The following is a 16,982-nucleotide window of genomic DNA, read 5'->3' as shown; positions in this document are numbered from 1 at the left end:
GGCACCGCGCCTTGGCGGGCTCCGGCGGCGCTACTGATGATCAGCGTCATCCCGCTCGTCTCCGGCGTGTTGCGCCTGGTCGAGGTCGCCGACGGCCCGCAGCTGATGCCCGTGAACCCGCGCATCGCCGCCGACCCAGCACCCGTCATGGTGCACATCGTCGCGGCCACCGTCTACGCGATCCTCGGCGCTTTCCAGTTCCCCGCCCGGCTGCGCCGCCGGCACCGGACGTGGCATCGCACATCCGGCCGGGTACTGGTTGCCGCCGGCCTGCTCGTCGCCGTATCCGGGCTGTGGATGACGGTGTTCTACCGGAACGCACCCGGCGGTGTGCTGCTGTGGACGGTTCGGCTCACTGTCGGCTCCGCGATGGCCACCGCACTCGTCCTCGGGTTCACCGCGATCCGCCGCCGCGACATCGCCGCACACCGCGCCTGGATGATCCGCGCGTACGCCCTCGGCCTCGGCGCCGGCACACAGACCGTCACCCAAGGCGTCGGCGAGGCCGCCTTCGGCACCGGCGACCTGAGCACCGCCCTATCGATGAGCGTCGCCTGGCTCATCAACGCCGCCGTCGCCGAGTGGGTCATCGCCCGCGGAAAAGGCCCAGAACGAACGGCCGTCCCACGATGAGCCCGCACTACGAGTTCCGCATCGGCGGGCACCTCGACGAGCACTGGTCGACATGGTTCGACAACCTGGCCCTGTCCCGCAACGCCGACGGCACCACCACCCTGCGCGGAACCGTCACCGACCAAGCCGCACTGCACGGTCTGCTCGCCAAGGTGCGTGACCTCGGCTTGACCCTCATCTCGCTCGACGCGACACCCGCCCCGAGCCCGCCAGGACAGGAGTAGACCCGTGTCACCCGACGTCGCTCTGCTGTGGCACGGTGGCAGTGTCCGCGACCACCCGCCGAGTCACGTACTGCGGGACCGGGCAGGCGTTCGTCGCGTCATCACGCACGAAGCCGTACCGGATCGGACCCTGCGGACCGGCGGGCGGGGTGCGCAGGTCGCCGTCGATTCCGACGCGATCGACGATGTGCACGTAGAGGTTGTAGTCAGCGCCCCGTTCGTTGGAGGTGTAGGTCACCTCGCCGTCGAGGTAGTAGTACTCGAAATGCCACATCTGCTGGGCACCGTCGGGCAGATGCGCGTACCCGTGGGTCGGGTCGCCCATTCCGGTGAAGCCGGCGGCGGCGCCCCGAATCCGGTCGTCGAGCCGCCGGCCGCCACCGGACGCGACGTGGAACAGTTTTCCCTTCAACCCGGTCCAGGCCGGCATCGCGACAATGCCGACACGTTCGGTGAACGCGACGGCAAACTCCACTCGAAGGTAGCCGCGACCACGATAGGTGGCCGACTCGCCGCGGTGGATCAGGGACACCACGTCGGGCCGGGGGTCGTTGTCGTTGCTGGCCGTGATGGTCAGCGTGCCCTCCGGCCGGGCCGGCAGTCGGTCGGGCCGGCGGTTGGTGGGCGGGGCCGGGTCAGCGACGTCGACGACGGAGCCGTATCGGACCGAGGGGGCGGCGGTGGACGGCGCCGCCGACGGCACCGGCGGCGTGCTGGCCCGGCTGGGCGTCGGCGGGTCGGCGGGTGCGATGGCTGCGGGCGGTCGAGGGGCGGGGGAGTCTCCGTCGTCAACGGCCGCGACCACGCCGCCGGCGATGGCGGCGGCCCCGGCCACCGCGACGGCAAGCTTCGACAGGCCGACGGTTTGCGCCCAGCCGGCTCCGGCGGCAGCGGCGACCTGGCCGGCGGAGCCGGCCAGGCTTGCCAGCAGTCCATAACCGGCCGGTCCGGCGAGCATTCCGGAGACTGCGGCGGTGCCCAGAGTCGGTGGCAACGGCAGCATTGCCACGCCGGCCAGCAGCGTTTCCGGCGGCAGCAGGCGCCGCTCGTGGGCAGCGCAGGAGGGACAGTCGCGCAGGTGCCGGGCGAGCCGTTTACGCCAGACCGGGCTGGGCCGTTCGTCCCAGGTCGCCAGCGCCTCGCCGAGATCCGGGCAGCGGGGCCGGGCATCGAGCGCGCCGACGATGCACCGCGCCAGGTCAAGCTGGTCTCGCATCCGCTTGACCCGGACCGCCGCGTGGGTGGCCGACAGGCCGAGCGCGGCGACCAGATCGGCGCGCGTGATGCGATCCGCGACCTCGAGCCACCACAGAGAGAGCAGGAACCGGTCGTCCGGCTCGAGCCAGCGGACCGCCTCGACCACCTGACGTCGCTGACCGGAAAGGCCGAGGCGCAGCACGATCAGGTCGGCGAAGTCGGCACCCGGGTCCGGCAGGTCCGCCGCCAGATCCAGCGAGTGGGTGCGTTCGGCGCTGGTGCGGCGCCGCCGGAGTCGCTCGGCGATTTCTCGATGCACGATGGCGAGGATCCAGCCGGAGAACCGCGCCGGGTCCCGGATGGCGGCAAGGTTCTGCACGACGCGCAGCAGCGTCTCCTGCACCACGTCATCGACATCCGCATGGCCGTTCAAGGCTCGGCCGGCGACGTTGTAGAGCATGTCGAGGTGGTCCTCGACGAGTGCGGTCAACGCCTCGCGGTCGCCGTGTTGAGCGGCTCGCACCCGGTCGGCAATCGAGGTGGCAGGACTACCGCGCACGGCTGTCACCTCCTCTTCACGACGGCATGCCGGTATGAGGAGGACGGGCGGCAGGTGCCCGTGATTACGAAAACCGTGGCCCGGCCTCCCCAGTCATGCGGTCAGGACGTGATGCGGAAGGTGGCGTCGGCTCGCGCGGTGTCGGTGTCGGCCGGGTCGAGCCGGAGCAGGTAGTCGGAGTGCCGGATGTACCGGTCGGTGAAGTTGACCGATTGGAACGACACGGCGGCGGAGTCGGCCAGCCCAGCCACGCGGCGGAAGGTGGCGTCGGCGGCGAACTGTGCGCTGCCGTCGTTCTGTACCAGGGCGAAGTCGTAATCGGCGTGGCGGAGGTAGTGGCCGGGGAAGTTGACCGACTCGATCGAAACGTATCCACTGGCCGAATTCGACAGGCCGGGGGCCAGCCGCCATTGGGCGTCCTCGGCGGGGCTGACGTCGGGGTCGATGCGCACGTCGTAGTCGATGTGCCGGACGTAGCGATCGGTGAAGTTGTACGACTGCACCCGGTTGATTCCTACCGCCGGGGTGGAGCTCCCGCCGGTCTGGGTGTGTGCCAGGGTGCCGAAGCCGAGCTGGTCGAAGCCGCCGCTGGCGGAGCCGTAGTCGCCGCCGCCGCCTTCGGGGCGCACGCGGTTCAGGTAGGCCGTGATGTTCGGAACCGACAACCCTCGACGCGCTGCGTAGTGCGCGTGGACCAGGGCCCAGACCGGGCGATCCTGTCCCCGGCTGTTCGCCGAGATGGCGGTCTGCTGCTGCTGGGCGCAGTTCTGCCCGCTGCCCCAGCGATACGTGGTGAACGGCACGGACTGGCCCAGGTTGTACTTGGCGATGTATTCGCAGGCCTGCATGAACCGGTTGCTGCTGTAGCCGTACAGGTCCTGGCCCTGATTCCAGGCCATCTCGCAGAAGGTGCCCATCAGGCCGACGCCCATCATCGTGTGCCCCTGGTCGCGGCCGCTCTCCTGCCATTGCGCGAGCCCGCCGGAATGCAGGAACGGGATGGCATTCATGATGGAACCGTTGCCGGCGCCGTTCTTGAAGTAGTTGATCGCCTGGTTGATCTTCGCCTGGTCGTCGCAGAGGATGCCGATCGCCAGGATGGAATTCATGTTGCAGAGGTCCCAGTTGGCCCAGTAGTTCGTGATGCACGCGTCATTGTGGTTGTTCAGGAAATTGTTGTTCATCGGGTAGAAGATATTGAGCATCATGTTTTTGAACCGGTCCAGGTCGAACCCGGAGTAGCCGCGCATGAGTTCGGCGGCATTGGCGAACTGGTAACCGTAGATACCGGCGGCCAGGAACCGGTCCGCGTTACCGTTGATCGCCTGCAGCGTGCCGGACCAGGCGTTGAGGATGTCGCGGGCCTTGTCGCCGTGTGCGGTGCTGCCGCTGATCCGGTATCGCAGGGCGTTCTGGTAGGCGGCGTGCACGTCGTTGTAGAACGCGGTGTAGTTCTGTCCCTCGCCGCCGCGGATGACGGTGGCGGTCGGGCGGGGCGTCCACGAACTCTGCGAATGCGAGTTCGCCACCAGGCGGTCCCAGCCGGCTTTCCACGGCTGGGCACCGGCGTTTACCTGGGTCCGCATCCGGTCCAGGTCGGCCTGGGTGTGCAGCATGCCGGGGTGGGTCGCGGCCTGCGCCGGCAACGCCCGGAGAATGCCCAGTCCGGACGCTGCGGCCACGCCGGCGCCCACACCCGCTGCCTTGAGAAGGGCGCGCCGACTGGTTCCTTGGGAAGGCATGATCGGTCTCCTGAATTGCTGGCAACTCCAACTCGGGGAATGCTGCTTCGCGAGGAGTTTGGGGGATGGGGATTTCCGCGGCGCTATCCGGCAATGCCGGAGCGGGAAGTCGATGACGTTCACATCAACGCCGTGTTGCGATGAAGTCTTGGCGGTGGGGTGACGGTTGTCAACCCTTGCCGTCCCGCGTCATGCCACAATTCGTGAATGTCGATTTCGGTAATTTAGCGGACGCGGTTTCCGTCTGGCTGACCTTGGCGTAATGACGCCGTTGTGAGGTCTCTGTCGGCGACGGGCAGCTTCCGCGAGTGCCCCAGGATGGTCGCCGCATCAAGCCGCGACCCGCCCGGTGGCAACATGGGAGGCACGCAGGGGGATGCTGGATCTGATCGACAACGCCCTGGCTTACCCCGATCAGCGTCAACGCGATGCGGACGGTGCCGCCCCGCTCGGCCGGCGCTACCAACTCCGCGACCGACCAGGCCGACCCGGAGGTTTCCCATGGAAGATGCCAAACAGGCCACGCTGACCGCACACGCGCGGCTATCGAACCACAACGCCGAACAGGATCGGACCGCCTGGGCCCACTTCACCCAGGCGGTCCGAGAACTGTCCCGCCAGCCGCAATACGCCGACCTGGACATCGTGGTCGACAGTGTGGAAGACACCGATCAGTGGACCTGACCAGGTCCATGGTGGGCAAATGGGGCGAACCGTCCGAGGGTCTGCCGGGGTTGGTCGTTCACGGCATCTTGCGACAGCCCGGCGAAGCGGTCGATGAGGGCGTGGGCACGACTGCGGACCAGCGTCATACCGTCGTGGAGACGACGCGGGCCGGTCCGGAGCGGAGCCGCTCCGCTCGGCGGTCCGCTGCGGCGGCGTCGTGGGCGAGGTCGAGGTCGGTGTCGGGGTGCGGCACGCAGAGCAGCAGAGCCTTCGGCCATACGGTGACCAGCAGCTCTTTGCTGGGCTCGATGAGGTCACCGTCGAGCTGGCGTGGCTGGATCCGGGTACTGAGGATCTCCACCCGGGAGGCGGTGAAGGTCTCCATGTTGGAGATGGCGTCCTTACGGCGCAGGACGCCCCAGCCGAGTGAGATCCAGTGCCGCAGGTTCCTCGGGCTGAGGACGGCCACATCGAGCAGCCCGTCGTCGGGCTGGGCGTCGTTGAGCAGGCGCACGCCGCCTTGGAGCCGTCCGACGTTGCCGACGATCACGGTGCGCGGGCGGCGGGTGAACGGGCGCCTTCCGTCGAGGGTGATGCGGATGCGCATGGGGCGGTCCCGCAGGTGCTGGGCAGCTCCGACGGCGTAGGCGAGCCAGCCGATGCGCTTCTTCGCGGTGTCGCTGGTCGCGTCGAGCATGTGGGCGTCGAAACCCATACCGGCCATCACGGCAAAGCACTGCGCCCCGACGGAACCGACGTCGATGCGGCGGCGTCCGCCCTCTAGGACGACCTCGATGGCGGCCGCGACGTCGCCGGTGAGTCCCAGGTTGGTGGCGAGAAGGTTGCCGGTGCCGGCCGGTAGCACTGCCAGCGCGACGTCGGTTCCTGCCAGTGCGGTGACGCAGGCCATCACGGTCCCGTCGCCTCCGCAGGCGAAGACGAGCTGGGCGCCGTCCCGTACGGCTTGAGAGGTCTGGCCGGATCCGGGGTCGTCGACCGTGGTCTCCAGCCACATCGGCTCCGGCCATCCCGCGGCCGTCAACGCGTCGTCGATGGTGCGGCGCAGCAGGTCCAGGTCGGGCACCTTCACGGGGTTCACGATGACCGCTGACCGCAGCGCATCGGCCAGGGGCGGGCGATCGGTGGATGAGGCGGGGCGTGTTGGTACGTCCATGACGCAGGTCCTCAGGGTCTGGTTCGGTGGGAGAAAATTGACCGCCACCGCTGGAGGTGAGCCGGTCGTGCGGCCACGGCCAGGAGGGCTTCCGTCCGGCGCCGGCGATCAGCTTGCCGTTCTGCAGGACAGCGCGTGGCCTCGTCAGCGGCGTCACCCGGAGTGACTCGATGGTGTTCAGGCCAGGGACCAGCCATCGGGAACCTCCCATCACGGCTGAATGCGTGACCGAGGTCCGGGGCCACCCGACGGCTCAACAATTGCACCTCCCGAGGGTTTCCGCACCCGCACGGACGGAATTTCGTCACATTCTCTGAATTCGCGATCAGCAACGTCTCACAACACCACACTAATCGACTCGATCGATCATGCCCCGGCCAGCGACCCGCCGGATGGGAACGGCAGGTACAACCGCCCTCGTAGCGCAGGTAAATCGATGCAGAACATGAAGCCGAAGCTCTGCGCGGCGGGCTGTTTGGACCGGGGATGTGCTACTTCCACGGCGTGGTGGGTGCGTGCCTTTCGCGTCATGGCGTAATTTCCGTCCTGCGAACGAGGGCAATCCGAGATAGCCTTGCGGCATATGGCTACCTACCGCACCGCCTCGACACTTCTGTCCTCAGACGGCACCAGGACGCACGGCACAGCCGCGCTCTTCACCGAGCCCGGGCGCCACGGCGGAATCCCGCCGTGGGCGGGCGATTTCCGGCCCGCGAACGGCGCCTGCAACGTCGGAAAGAATGCCGTCGGAAAATCCTTCACGCTGGAGTTGCCCGACGGCAGTACCGGCAAGGTCGTCGTCCAGAGTCTCAAAAGCGGGAAAGGAGGCGTCACGCTGGCGTTGATGGGCGAGGACGCGCCACCCTTCTGATCCGAGGGCCGAGCTGCCGGCCGAATCCGTCTTTCCTCTGGCGATCGCTGTGGGTCCTCGCGTCGCCGGGCACGCTAACTCACCATATCCAATCCTTCGCCGGATGGATGTGGTGAGCTTCTGCATTCACGCTACCCAGGCATTTGCGCTCCGGCTGTATTGTTCCGCGGCCGGTGGCGCTTTTCGACCGATCGGTCGGTCAGCGGCTGGTCGACGGAATGTTCGAAGCAGACTTCTTCGCGGTTTTGGCCTTCTTCGCTGCGCGCTTCTCCTTGAGGGTGCTGCCCTGCTTTTTCCGATCTTCCTTGTGCGCGGACTTGTTAGCCATGTGAGCTCCTCGTATCTCGCGCGTGCCCCGGTCGACCGGTTCGGGCCGTCGGGTGGGTCATTCTCGGCCGCGGCTGTCAGGCCGGTTCGTTCACTCCGCGTCGGCCCATGACGTCTGCATCGGATCGCAGGTTGCCCCACCAACGTACTCCGCCCAGCCTCGCCGCGGCGTGTCAATCGGTCGCGAATCAACGGGATGATCGTGCATGGACGGACGTGGTGAAGGCGCCATCAGGGGTTCCGTACCGACTTCCTGATCACGCCCGACCGCAGGACCATCACGCCCGACCGCAGGACCGCTTTCGCCGTCAGTTGCAACGCCGACCGCCCCGCTCGATCGCCTCGGGAATCTCACGCATCCTGGGGAATGCGGTCGGTCGAGCTCAAAGCATCCGCATCGATCTCAAGGGTTGTCAGCAGGCTGCTGTTCTTACCGGTGTCGACAATGTCGGGAAATTCGCGTTCGAACCAGTCGGCACGAGCGAACTTTCCCCTGGACCGCAGAATGGAAACGATCTCGGCTCTTCGGACGTGTGTGGCAGTCATGACTTTCCTCACTTGGTTGGCGCCGCCGACGCGGTCGGGAGCCTCCGGACGGGGCATAACCGATATACCCGCTGCGGCGGGTATGAAGCGTGGGGACCACAAAGGCCTGGTCCGGGCGAAAATGTGGTCCGACGCGCTCGCCGGCTGGTTTGCCTACTGGTCGTGCGCCGCCACAGTTAGCGCGCGGGCTTCGCCATCGTCGATGATCCGGAAAGTGACGATGACGACTGACGGGCCTACCGCGGGACGGTGGAGTCGCTGAACTCGGCGATTTCAGGCGCGGTCGATGAGCTGGTCGGCGGGCAGCCGGGACGTGTGCGGTACGGCTGGGTCGGCGGGGTCTGTGGTGCCGAGGCGCAGCACGAGGAAGGGATGGCCGACGCTGGCGATCATGGCGCGTATCGCCTGGCGGGCGGCGATGACCTCGATGGGGGCGCTGTGCGGCACGACGGAGACGCCGTGTTCGGTGGCGGTGAGCCAACCGGCGGACAGGGCTTCGCCGGCGCGCAGCCAGCTGACCGGTTCGTCGGTGCTGCCGTAGAGCACGACGAATGTGGCTGCCTTGTCGTGTGCGGCGCTGACGGACAATTCACCGTGGTGGCCGAAGTCGCGGCCGGGCACCGTGGTCTGGGTGGCGCGTTGGGGGATGGCGGTTTCCGGTACGCCGGCGCCAGACGGTCGGGCGGGACCGGTCCAGTAGGCGAGTTCGGCTCGCCAGGCCGGATCGGCGGCTTCGCTGTGCTGTGCGTGATCGGTGGCGGCGGCCAGTTCGAGGAGTTGGTCGGGTCGCAGGGTGTGCAGTTGGGTGTCCTGCTCCTGCACGGCTGTCGTGATGGCTGCCAGGTCGTTCGGCTCGACGGGCGTGCCGGGTACGGGGCGTCGGTCGGTGTGCCGGAACGGGATGCTCCGCAGGTGCAGCGTCGATGCTGAGTCGGTCGGTGCCCGGCGCTCGACGTGCAGGCTTGCGAGCAGGTCGGGTTCGCCGTCCGCAGGCATGCGGGTCACGGTGGCGTGCCAGCCCTGCGCGGCCAGCGCGACGCGGGCGTGGTGCAGGGCGACACCGCAGCTCAGCGTTGCCAACCGTCCCTCGGGGTCGGTGACCGGCAGGATCCGGCCGCGGACGAGACGCAGCTCGAGGGTGTCGGCGGTGAGCCGCCACCGCCATGGCTGGGTGTTGTGTATCGAGGGGGCGTATCCGGCGGCAGCCGCTGCCTCGGCCAGAGCGTGAGTGGCGATTTCCGGGTCGGTGGGATGGGTGAGGGCCTCGGTGTCCATGGTCAGTTCCTTCCGGTGTCGGTCAGGTGGCCGGCCAGGCCTGCCGCGAATCTCGGGCAGTCTGCGCCGGCTCGGCGCACGTAGGCTGCTGCGCGGCGCGTTGTCGAACCACAGCTGATGCAGGACGACGGTCCGCCGGGCCAGACCGGGGAAACGGTCGATGACGTCCGCGACGAGGTGGAACGGTTCATGGCGTAGAGCCCGGGCATATCGAGCGGGTCCAGCGCGGATCAAGGTGATGCCCCGCACGTCAGGTCATACCCGCAGGGTCCAGGCGGCGAAGATGCGTGTCTGCGTGAACGCAGATCGGCGTCGCCGTGCGAACGCCGATACCGCAACACTACGCCTAAATGTTGATCGTCGGCTTCGTCAGCGAGCACGGTGTCCAACACGCCTCCTTGCCCGACCCTCATCGTGCCGCCGAACGGCATTGAGCCCACATTTCGGTCAGGCGAGGGAGTCAACCTTCACACCAGCGGTGACAGCAGTACCGAGCTCGATGTACCGAGGACGGCGTTTCGTCCTCGACCCGCTGCTCCGGCCCTCGATGCCGAGGGACTGGCAGGCCGAAGCAGCGGAAAGTCGCCTAAATCCGGCCATCAGGTCTCGGCGGTGTGGATCTGGCCCGCCCTGTGCTGCGCTGTGCCGGTGGCAACTCCGGCCACCATGATGGCGGCGAGGACGGCGAGCAGGACCGGCGGCCGCAGGTTGAACAGGCACACGATCGGGATCAGCAGTACGCCGGCGCCCGGCCACAGCAGCGCCGGGCGCAGATGCCGGGCCAGAACGGCCTGGATGAGTGCGACGCTCGCCAGGTAGCCGGCGAGGCCGAAGGCGATGACCGTCCGGGTGCCGGATGAGAGGTGGCCCTCGGTGCCGTGCACGATGGCGTGTTCCAGGCCGACCGCCACCGTGGCCAGGCTCACGGCTACCGGCAGGTGGGCGTACACGAAAAAGTCGTGGACACCCTGCCGGGTCCGCTCATGGCCCTCTTGGACGAGCCGTCGCTTTGCTACGCCGCCGGACAGAGCGAAGTAGGACCACCACAGGGCGGCCGCGATGAGGAAGGCCAACGCCGCCGTGACCACGATGCCGGGCTGCCACCCGGCGTCGTGGATGCCGGTCACCACTGCGGCCACCGACTCACCGAGCACCAGGATCACGAACAGCCCGAAACGCTCCGGCAGGTGCTCCATGTGCAGGGGGATGCCGTCCTTGAGCCGCGCTGCCAGGGTCGGCCCGACGAGGTCGACTGCGACACCGATTCCCCATAACACGTACCGGCCCGGGGTGGGCACCGCCAGGGAGGTCAGCCAGACGGCGGCTCCGGCCGCGTGCGCGAGCAGGTAGGGCCGGATAGTGCGGCGGGCATCCGGCAGCGCCCGCCAGGCCCGCAGGTAGCCGACAATGAGGACGACCCGCAGCATGACGTATGCCAGCGCGAACCACCGGCTGGTGGTCGCGTCGAGTTTGTCGACCGAGGCGGCCATCGCGACGACACCGGCCATGCCGGTCAGGGTGAGCAGGCGGAAGATCGCGTCGTCGGTGTCGAATCGGTTGGCGTACAGGGCAGCGCTGGCCCACGACCACCAGCCGATCGCCACGACGGCGATGAAGGTGAACGCGCCCGGCCAGGTCTCGTCCTTGGCCAGGATGTCGGCGCACCTCGCGACGAACAAGACGAACGCAAGGTCGAAGAACAGCTCCAGCCGAGTGGCGGACCGGTTCGACTCCTCGTTGACGTCGGGAGGGCGGACAAGATCGCGTCCCTCTTCGTCCTCCCGGTCGAGCTGGGCCTGTTCCTCCGGATCAAGACCGGAAACCTGTTGCGACATGCCGCCCGGATGCCCCATCGGACGGCTCCGATGCGTGCCAGATTCAGTCCTGGCCCTGAACCCGGCACACGGGACGCTCCGTCAGCTGCGAGAGAAATACCGCGGCGGCTACCCAGTGCGTCGCGCTCTAACAACATCGGTCTCACCTTTGGGTCGGAGGTGAAGTACGGAGCAAGGTGCGGGTCTGCGTCAAAGCCGCGGCTACGTTGGAGGACAGGTTCGCGCTGGTGGGAAGCGCGGCGCTCGTCCAGCCCGGCCCTGCGGCAATCATCGCGGGACCGGCGGTCAGCAATGCCGTGATCTGTCGGGGATCGGCCGTGTCGCGGGTTTGGGACCAGGCGGCCACCACTGCTGGGCGTAGCCGGCCGGCCGCGGTGGCGAGCGCTTGTGATGGAACCCGTGCTCCGAGAACGCAACTGCTGATGCCGTCTTCGGCAAGCGCCGCTGCCAGGACGTCCAGCGGCAACGTGTGATGTTCCTCGGCCGCGCAGGCCAACAACACCTGTGCCGATGCTCGGTCGTGCGGGCGCCGGATGGCGGTGAGGATCGGGGAGACCGTCTGGGTGAAGAGGCGTTCCGCGATGACTGCCGCAGCGGCGTCGCTGCGGCTCAGGATGGTCCACACCGACCGGACCAACGGTGAGGTGCCGCCGGGGTCTGGGACGACGATTCTCACCACACTCTAGTGTCGGCGGCCGCAGATCTGCGCGTCAGCGTGCTGCGCGGAGCGGGGCGCCGACCTCGTGCAGATAGCGGAGCGCCTGACGGTAGGACTCGATCAGGCTGGTCGTCTCGTAGGAGACACCGACCTGCTTGCAGTAGGCCTCGACGATCGGCTGTGCCTTCTTGAGGTTCGGGGTCGGCATCGCGGGGAACAGGTGGTGCTCGATCTGGTAGTTCAGGCCGCCGAGCGCGATGTCCGTCAGCCGGCCGCCGGTCACGTTGCGCGAGGTCTGCACCTGCTTGCGCAGGTAGTCCTCGGTGCCGTCCGGGTGCGGCATGCCCTTGTGGTTCGGTGCGAAGGTCATGCCCAGATAGACCCCGAAGACCGCGTGATGCACGACGAAAAAGGCCAGCGCCTGCAGCGGCGAAAGCACGAGCAGCAGGGCAGCCACATAGGCGGCGAGGTGGCCCGCCATCAAGCCGGCCTCGAGGGCGCGGTGCTTCATCCCGGGGTGCCGCAACGCCTTGATGCTGGACACCCGCAGATCGATGCTCAGCAGCGTCAGCAGCGGGAAGAACAGGCCCGCCTGGTGGCGGGTGACGAAGCCGTTCAGCCCCCGCCGGCCCCACGCCGACTCGGTCGCCCAGATCAGTACCTCAGGCTGTACGTCCGGGTCGAGGTCATCGTGGTTCGGGTTGTTGTGATGGCGGGTGTGCTTGTCCATCCACCAGCCGTAGCTCATGCCCACCGCTACGTTCGCCGCGATCCGCCCGGCTCGCTCGCTGGGCTTCTTGGTGCGGAACACCTGTCGGTGCGCGAGGTCGTGTGCGACAAGAGCCACCTGGGAAAACACGATGCCGAGGAAGGCCGCGACCGCGATTGTCCACCAGGACGAGCCGATCGCGAAGAATGCGGCCCATCCGCCCACGAGCATCGCGGTGACGACGCCTATCCGCACGGCGTAGTAGGCGGGACGCCGGTCGAGGAGCCCGGCTTGTGTGATGCGCCGGTTGAGCGCGGCGAAATCGCTCCCGGTTGCGGCGGTCGCCGGTCTTTCGATAGTTGTTGTCATTCCTTCAGGATCCCTTCCGCGCGGCATTGGGTCAGGAGTGCTGGGTCCCCTTTTGTGGGGTGCTAACACCCCTAACTAATGCGTTTTGTGCAAATTCGGAAGGCGGAAAATAAACCCGCCCCGCGTGTGTTCATGAGCTCAAGTCGGTGCCTCGGGGGTGGATTTGCTAACAAAGAGACCGCGGCCGGCCGGGGTGAGCCGGGCCGGCGGCGGCCGTCTGCAGCGCTGACCGGGTGCCTGCCCGGGCGGCCCCGCCGGGACCGGTTGCCGATCAGCTCGCCGATGCTGCCTGCCAGGTGTGCCGATCGCTGCCGCGTTGACCGGCGTCCACTTGTTCCAGCCGGTGCTGACTACGCGGCCGGTCCCCTGAACCACAGGGACCGCGTACGGCAGTTCGTTCAGCGGTCGAGTCCGGCCCGGTCGACCTTGCGGTGGAACCGCATGCCGGCCAAACCACCGAGGATGGCTCCGATGAGCGCGGCGACCAGAGCGAGGGCCAAGGCGATGATGGCGCCGGTGGTGGCGTCATCGCTGCTGACGGGTAGTTGCGGGAACCCGCCGACGCGGTCGAGGACGTTGTACTTGTCGCCCAGTGCGGCGGTGGCGATGGCGATGGCGGCGGTGATGACGACGGCCCAGATCCACACCGCCGCCCCTTGGCGCAGGCCGTTGAAGCGGGCCATCCGCCCGGCGACGTAGCCGCCGCAGTAGTAGGCGATCAGCAGCACCACCAGCAGGCTGATGGCTCCGGCGAGACCGAGCTCGCCGGCGTTCTGCCCGGTCTGGCCCTGTGCATCGGAAATGTCCTCGGCGGCGGCGAGACCGACAGCCGTTCCCACGGCCAGCAGTAGCCCGGTCAGGATGACTGACGCGCCGGTGGCGGTCAGCCAGCCGAAGAACGCTGATCCCCACTTGATGCCGCCATACCGTTCCTTCTGACGTGAAACCACGGCCTGCTGGTCTGCGCGCGGGGCATGTGCGCCGGTGTCCGTCTCGGCGGGGCGCGCGGCCGCACTGTCGGGTGCATCCGTAAGCGGCTCGCGGGTGGGAGGCACAGGATCTTTGCGAGACGGAAGCGTACTCATGATGACTCCGATCGACTCAGCGGCAATGCCTGCGAAACAGACCAGGCCATGCCGGTCGTAGCCGTTGCATGCCCCTCTATCGATGCGATAAACGGCCAGAGCCGAGCTCCCACGCCAGCCGGCAATCTATTTCGCGGACATTCTCCGGCGTCACGCTGCTCTCCTTGCCACGAGCTTCGTAGTTAGGAACGCATGCCCACGGGTACTCGCCCGCCATTGGCCACCGTGCAACACACCGTCCGCGCTACCCCGGACCGGGTCGCCGTGTTAACCGACAGGCCTCGCGGACATCGCCGAACGCAAAAGGACACCAGCGAACGCCCATAGCCACTCAGACAGGATTCCTCGTGAATGACCAACTGGCACAACTCGCTGAAGCCGGCGTGTCCATCTGGCTCGACGACCTCTCCCGTGAACTGCTGCGCTCCGGCGACCTGCAACGCCTGCTCGCCGGCAAACACGTGGTCGGCGTCACCACGAACCCGACCATCTTCGCCAGCGCCCTGGCCATGGGCGACGCCTACGACCAGCAACTGCGAGAAAGTGCCGCGGCCGGTAAGACCGTCGACACCACCCTGTTCGAGCTGACCACCGCCGACGTACGCGACGCCTGCGACGTACTCCGGCCGGTCTACAACGCCACCGCAGGAATCGACGGCCGCGTCTCGATCGAAGTAGACCCCCGCCTGGCCCAGGACACCACCAAGACCATCGACATGGCACGCAAGCTGCACCAGGCCGTCGACCGCCCCAACGTCATGATCAAGATCCCGGCGACTGTCGCGGGTCTGCCTGCCATCACTCAGGTCGTCGCCGAGGGCATCAGCGTCAACGTCACCCTGATCTTCGCGCTGGACCGCTACCAGCAGGTCATGCAGGCCTACCTCGACGGGCTCGATCAAGCCCGTACCGCGGGACACGACCTGCACACCATTCACTCCGTGGCGTCGTTCTTCGTCTCCCGCGTGGATGCCGAAGTCGACGCCCGGCTCGACAAACTCGGCACCGACCAGGCCAAGGCGCTACGCGGTCAGGCGGCGCTGGCCAACGCCCGGCTTGCCTATCGTGCCTACGAGCAGCTGTGCGCCACCAGCCGCTGGCAGGACCTCGCCGACGCCGGCGCCAACCCGCAACGACCGCTCTGGGCGTCCACCGGAGTCAAGGACCCGGCCTACCCCGACACCATGTACGTCACCCAGCTCGTCACCGCAGGCACCGTCAACACCATGCCCGGCAAGACCATGGACGCCTTCGCCGACCACGGACACGTCACCGGCGACACCGTTCGCGACACCCATGACGACGCTCAACGCACCTTTGCCGATCTCGCCGCGCTCGGCATCGACCTGGACGAGGTCACCGACCTCCTCGAACGTGAAGGACTCGAGAAGTTCGACAAGTCCTGGGAAGAGCTGACCGCCGCCGTCGGCCGCGAGCGCGTCGCCGCTTCCTGAGCGCCGATGCCCAGCCAACCGGCGGGGCCTCGGCACAGCGCGTGACGACGAACCAGCCGAGAACTGCGAGTGCGGCGGCGTCAAGCAGGGGCAGGCCGATGATCAAAGCGGCAGCCGTCGTGGTCGGAGTGCCAGGATGAGGGCGATCTGGCCGGGTAGTGCGCACCGGCATCGCTTGGCGCGTACTGTCGTTGGTGCGGCCTTGCTGGCCGCCGCCCCAGACCCCGGCGTGTGTCGCCGCGATTTGGGGGAGGGCCATGACATCGTATTCACCGTCCACCTGTACCGACAGAGTCGTGGCGGCGTCGCAGGGCCCACGAACCGCGGTCGACGCGGATCCTGACGGTGCCGCGGGTGCCGTCGTGCACCTCGCGAAGAGTCTTCTCCCGGTGGCCGCAGAGGTGTCCGTCGTCATGCTGCGTGGCGATGAGGCGTACACCGTTGCCGCGACCGGTGAGGTGGCGTGGGTCCTGGACGGGTCGCAGTTCCGCACAGGTGAGGGACCCTGCCTGCAAGCGGCAGCATCGGCGGCGACCGTGTACGCCGCTGACCTGAGCGCCGAGACCCGATGGCCGAGCTGGGTCAGACAAGGCGTCGACGCTGGCGCACGCAGCGTGTTGTCGCTCGGACTGGGCATTGACGACGCGGTCACCGGGGCGCTCAACGTCTACACCACCCAGCCCGACGCCTTCCCCGACGACGCGATCGGTCTCCCGCACGGTCTCGCCGGGTACGCTGCCGCGGCATTGAAGACCATCCACCGCTACGACACGCAAGCCGCCGAGGTGCGCCACCTGCAGGCCGCGATGATGCACCGGGCGGTCATCGAACAGGCCAAGGGCGTCATCATGGGTGACCGGCGCTGCACTGCGGACGAGGCGTTCGCCGTACTCGTCAAGATTTCCCAGGACAGCAACCGCAAGCTGCACGACATCGCCGCCGCCCTCACGCGCCGCGCCGCGAACACCCCCCACTCGCTCGGCAAGCCGGTGACGACGCCTGTTCGTCGTGCCGGCGCAGCGATGACAGCGCGACGTCCCACCGGTCAAACACCCGCACCCGCGGCGGGCACCGCACCCGGGTCACCGCCGAACGCCGCCGTGGCACCCGTGAAGATCACGACGGACGTGGATCAATGCGGCATCGCTGTCATCGCCGTCGTCGGGGAGCTCGTCATGGACACCGCTGATGAACTCTTGACGGCGATTACCGCGGTGCTCAGCGCCGGCCCGGTGACCCGCGTCGTCGTTGACCTCGCCCGGGTGTCGTTTCTCGACATGGCCGCCCTGAGCGTCCTGCTGCGGGGCCGGGCCGCGGCTCTGCATGCCGGCGCCTCGTTCCGGGCTGTGCGCCCCCAGCCTCTGGTGCGACAAGTCCTGCACCGCACCGACACCTGCCTGCTCCTCACCGCCGCGCCCCCCGGCGCGGAGCAGGCTCTCGATCTGCCGGGGCAAGGGCGGATGCCGCCGCGAACCGAGGTCACGGCGGCGGTGCGAGCGGGCGCGTCCCACCACCACCTGGACTTGCGTGCCTGACCCCACCTCACGAAGCAATCGAGTACCGCCGACCCCAGAGGCGATTGCCGCGATGCCGATTCTGGCCTTCAACGGAGCGGGGTGCGTAGCTCGTCGGCGATGAGGGCGTCGACGTCTTCGGGT

At 68.0% G+C, this 16,982-nt stretch carries 16 protein-coding genes; 6 read left to right on the top strand and 10 right to left on the bottom strand.

Annotated features, from left to right (window positions below; translation table 11 throughout):
* Positions 1-36 precede the first annotated feature (36 nt).
* The gene (locus tag Ari01nite_RS43630) at positions 37-633 is read left to right on the top strand and encodes a DUF2306 domain-containing protein (RefSeq protein WP_203789925.1); all 597 of its coding nucleotides are present in this window, start codon (positions 37-39) and stop codon (positions 631-633) included.
* Entirely contained in the window at positions 630-857 is a 228-nt protein-coding gene (locus Ari01nite_RS43625; protein WP_203789923.1) for a DUF8691 family protein, read from the top strand. Before Ari01nite_RS43630 ends, Ari01nite_RS43625 begins: the two co-directional genes overlap by 4 nt.
* 7 nt (positions 858-864) lie before the next feature.
* Here the strand turns inward: Ari01nite_RS43625 and Ari01nite_RS43620 are convergent, their stop codons facing one another.
* Both Ari01nite_RS43620 and Ari01nite_RS50490 read right to left on the bottom strand, forming a co-directional pair.
* Positions 865-2,613 (bottom strand): RNA polymerase sigma factor, encoded by a 1,749-nt coding sequence (locus tag Ari01nite_RS43620; protein ID WP_203789921.1) that lies wholly within the window; start codon positions 2,611-2,613, stop codon positions 865-867.
* Positions 2,614-2,714: 101 nt separating this feature from the next.
* Complete coding sequence (locus Ari01nite_RS50490; protein WP_239163520.1) at positions 2,715-4,355, bottom strand: AbfB domain-containing protein; 1,641 nt, start codon at positions 4,353-4,355, stop codon at positions 2,715-2,717.
* A 501-nt stretch (positions 4,356-4,856) separates the two neighbouring features.
* Here Ari01nite_RS50490 and Ari01nite_RS43610 point away from each other — a divergent pair.
* A complete protein-coding gene (locus Ari01nite_RS43610; RefSeq protein ID WP_203789919.1) occupies positions 4,857-5,039 on the top strand; it encodes a hypothetical protein in 183 nt (60 codons plus the stop codon).
* Between the two features lie 124 nt (positions 5,040-5,163).
* Here the strand turns inward: Ari01nite_RS43610 and Ari01nite_RS43605 are convergent, their stop codons facing one another.
* Entirely contained in the window at positions 5,164-6,195 is a 1,032-nt protein-coding gene (locus Ari01nite_RS43605) for a diacylglycerol/lipid kinase family protein (RefSeq protein ID WP_203789917.1), read from the bottom strand.
* Between the two features lie 583 nt (positions 6,196-6,778).
* Here Ari01nite_RS43605 and Ari01nite_RS43600 point away from each other — a divergent pair.
* Complete coding sequence (locus tag Ari01nite_RS43600; protein WP_203789915.1) at positions 6,779-7,066, top strand: hypothetical protein; 288 nt, start codon at positions 6,779-6,781, stop codon at positions 7,064-7,066.
* A gap of 199 nt (positions 7,067-7,265) precedes the next feature.
* Here Ari01nite_RS43600 and Ari01nite_RS51145 read toward each other — a convergent pair whose 3' ends face one another.
* From Ari01nite_RS51145 to Ari01nite_RS43570, 7 genes are all read right to left on the bottom strand, one after another.
* Entirely contained in the window at positions 7,266-7,394 is a 129-nt protein-coding gene (locus Ari01nite_RS51145) for a hypothetical protein (protein WP_275410932.1), read from the bottom strand.
* A 350-nt stretch (positions 7,395-7,744) separates the two neighbouring features.
* A complete protein-coding gene (locus Ari01nite_RS43595; protein WP_203789913.1) occupies positions 7,745-7,939 on the bottom strand; it encodes a hypothetical protein in 195 nt (64 codons plus the stop codon).
* Positions 7,940-8,212: 273 nt separating this feature from the next.
* Entirely contained in the window at positions 8,213-9,214 is a 1,002-nt protein-coding gene (locus Ari01nite_RS43590; RefSeq protein ID WP_203789911.1) for an Acg family FMN-binding oxidoreductase, read from the bottom strand.
* Between the two features lie 599 nt (positions 9,215-9,813).
* Positions 9,814-11,049 (bottom strand): low temperature requirement protein A, encoded by a 1,236-nt coding sequence (locus tag Ari01nite_RS43585; protein ID WP_203789909.1) that lies wholly within the window; start codon positions 11,047-11,049, stop codon positions 9,814-9,816.
* 142 nt (positions 11,050-11,191) lie between these two features.
* A complete protein-coding gene (locus Ari01nite_RS43580) occupies positions 11,192-11,725 on the bottom strand; it encodes a hypothetical protein (protein WP_203789907.1) in 534 nt (177 codons plus the stop codon).
* Between the two features lie 34 nt (positions 11,726-11,759).
* Positions 11,760-12,785, bottom strand: a complete 1,026-nt coding sequence (locus tag Ari01nite_RS43575) for a fatty acid desaturase family protein (RefSeq protein WP_203789905.1) — start codon at positions 12,783-12,785, stop codon at positions 11,760-11,762.
* A gap of 398 nt (positions 12,786-13,183) precedes the next feature.
* On the bottom strand, positions 13,184-13,735 hold the full coding sequence (locus Ari01nite_RS43570) for a hypothetical protein (protein WP_203789903.1): 552 nt from the start codon (positions 13,733-13,735) through the stop codon (positions 13,184-13,186).
* A 482-nt stretch (positions 13,736-14,217) separates the two neighbouring features.
* On the opposite strand from Ari01nite_RS43570, the gene tal reads away from it, so the two are divergent.
* Both tal and Ari01nite_RS43560 read left to right on the top strand, forming a co-directional pair.
* The gene (gene tal / locus Ari01nite_RS43565) at positions 14,218-15,324 is read left to right on the top strand and encodes a transaldolase (protein ID WP_203789901.1); all 1,107 of its coding nucleotides are present in this window, start codon (positions 14,218-14,220) and stop codon (positions 15,322-15,324) included.
* A 257-nt stretch (positions 15,325-15,581) separates the two neighbouring features.
* Positions 15,582-16,859 (top strand): ANTAR domain-containing protein, encoded by a 1,278-nt coding sequence (locus Ari01nite_RS43560; RefSeq protein WP_275410934.1) that lies wholly within the window; start codon positions 15,582-15,584, stop codon positions 16,857-16,859.
* Positions 16,860-16,982: the final 123 nt, after the last annotated feature.

This window comes from Paractinoplanes rishiriensis, assembly GCF_016862375.1.
Taxonomy (GTDB): domain Bacteria; phylum Actinomycetota; class Actinomycetes; order Mycobacteriales; family Micromonosporaceae; genus Actinoplanes; species Actinoplanes rishiriensis.
This window is presented reverse-complemented; position numbering and strand designations above follow the sequence as displayed.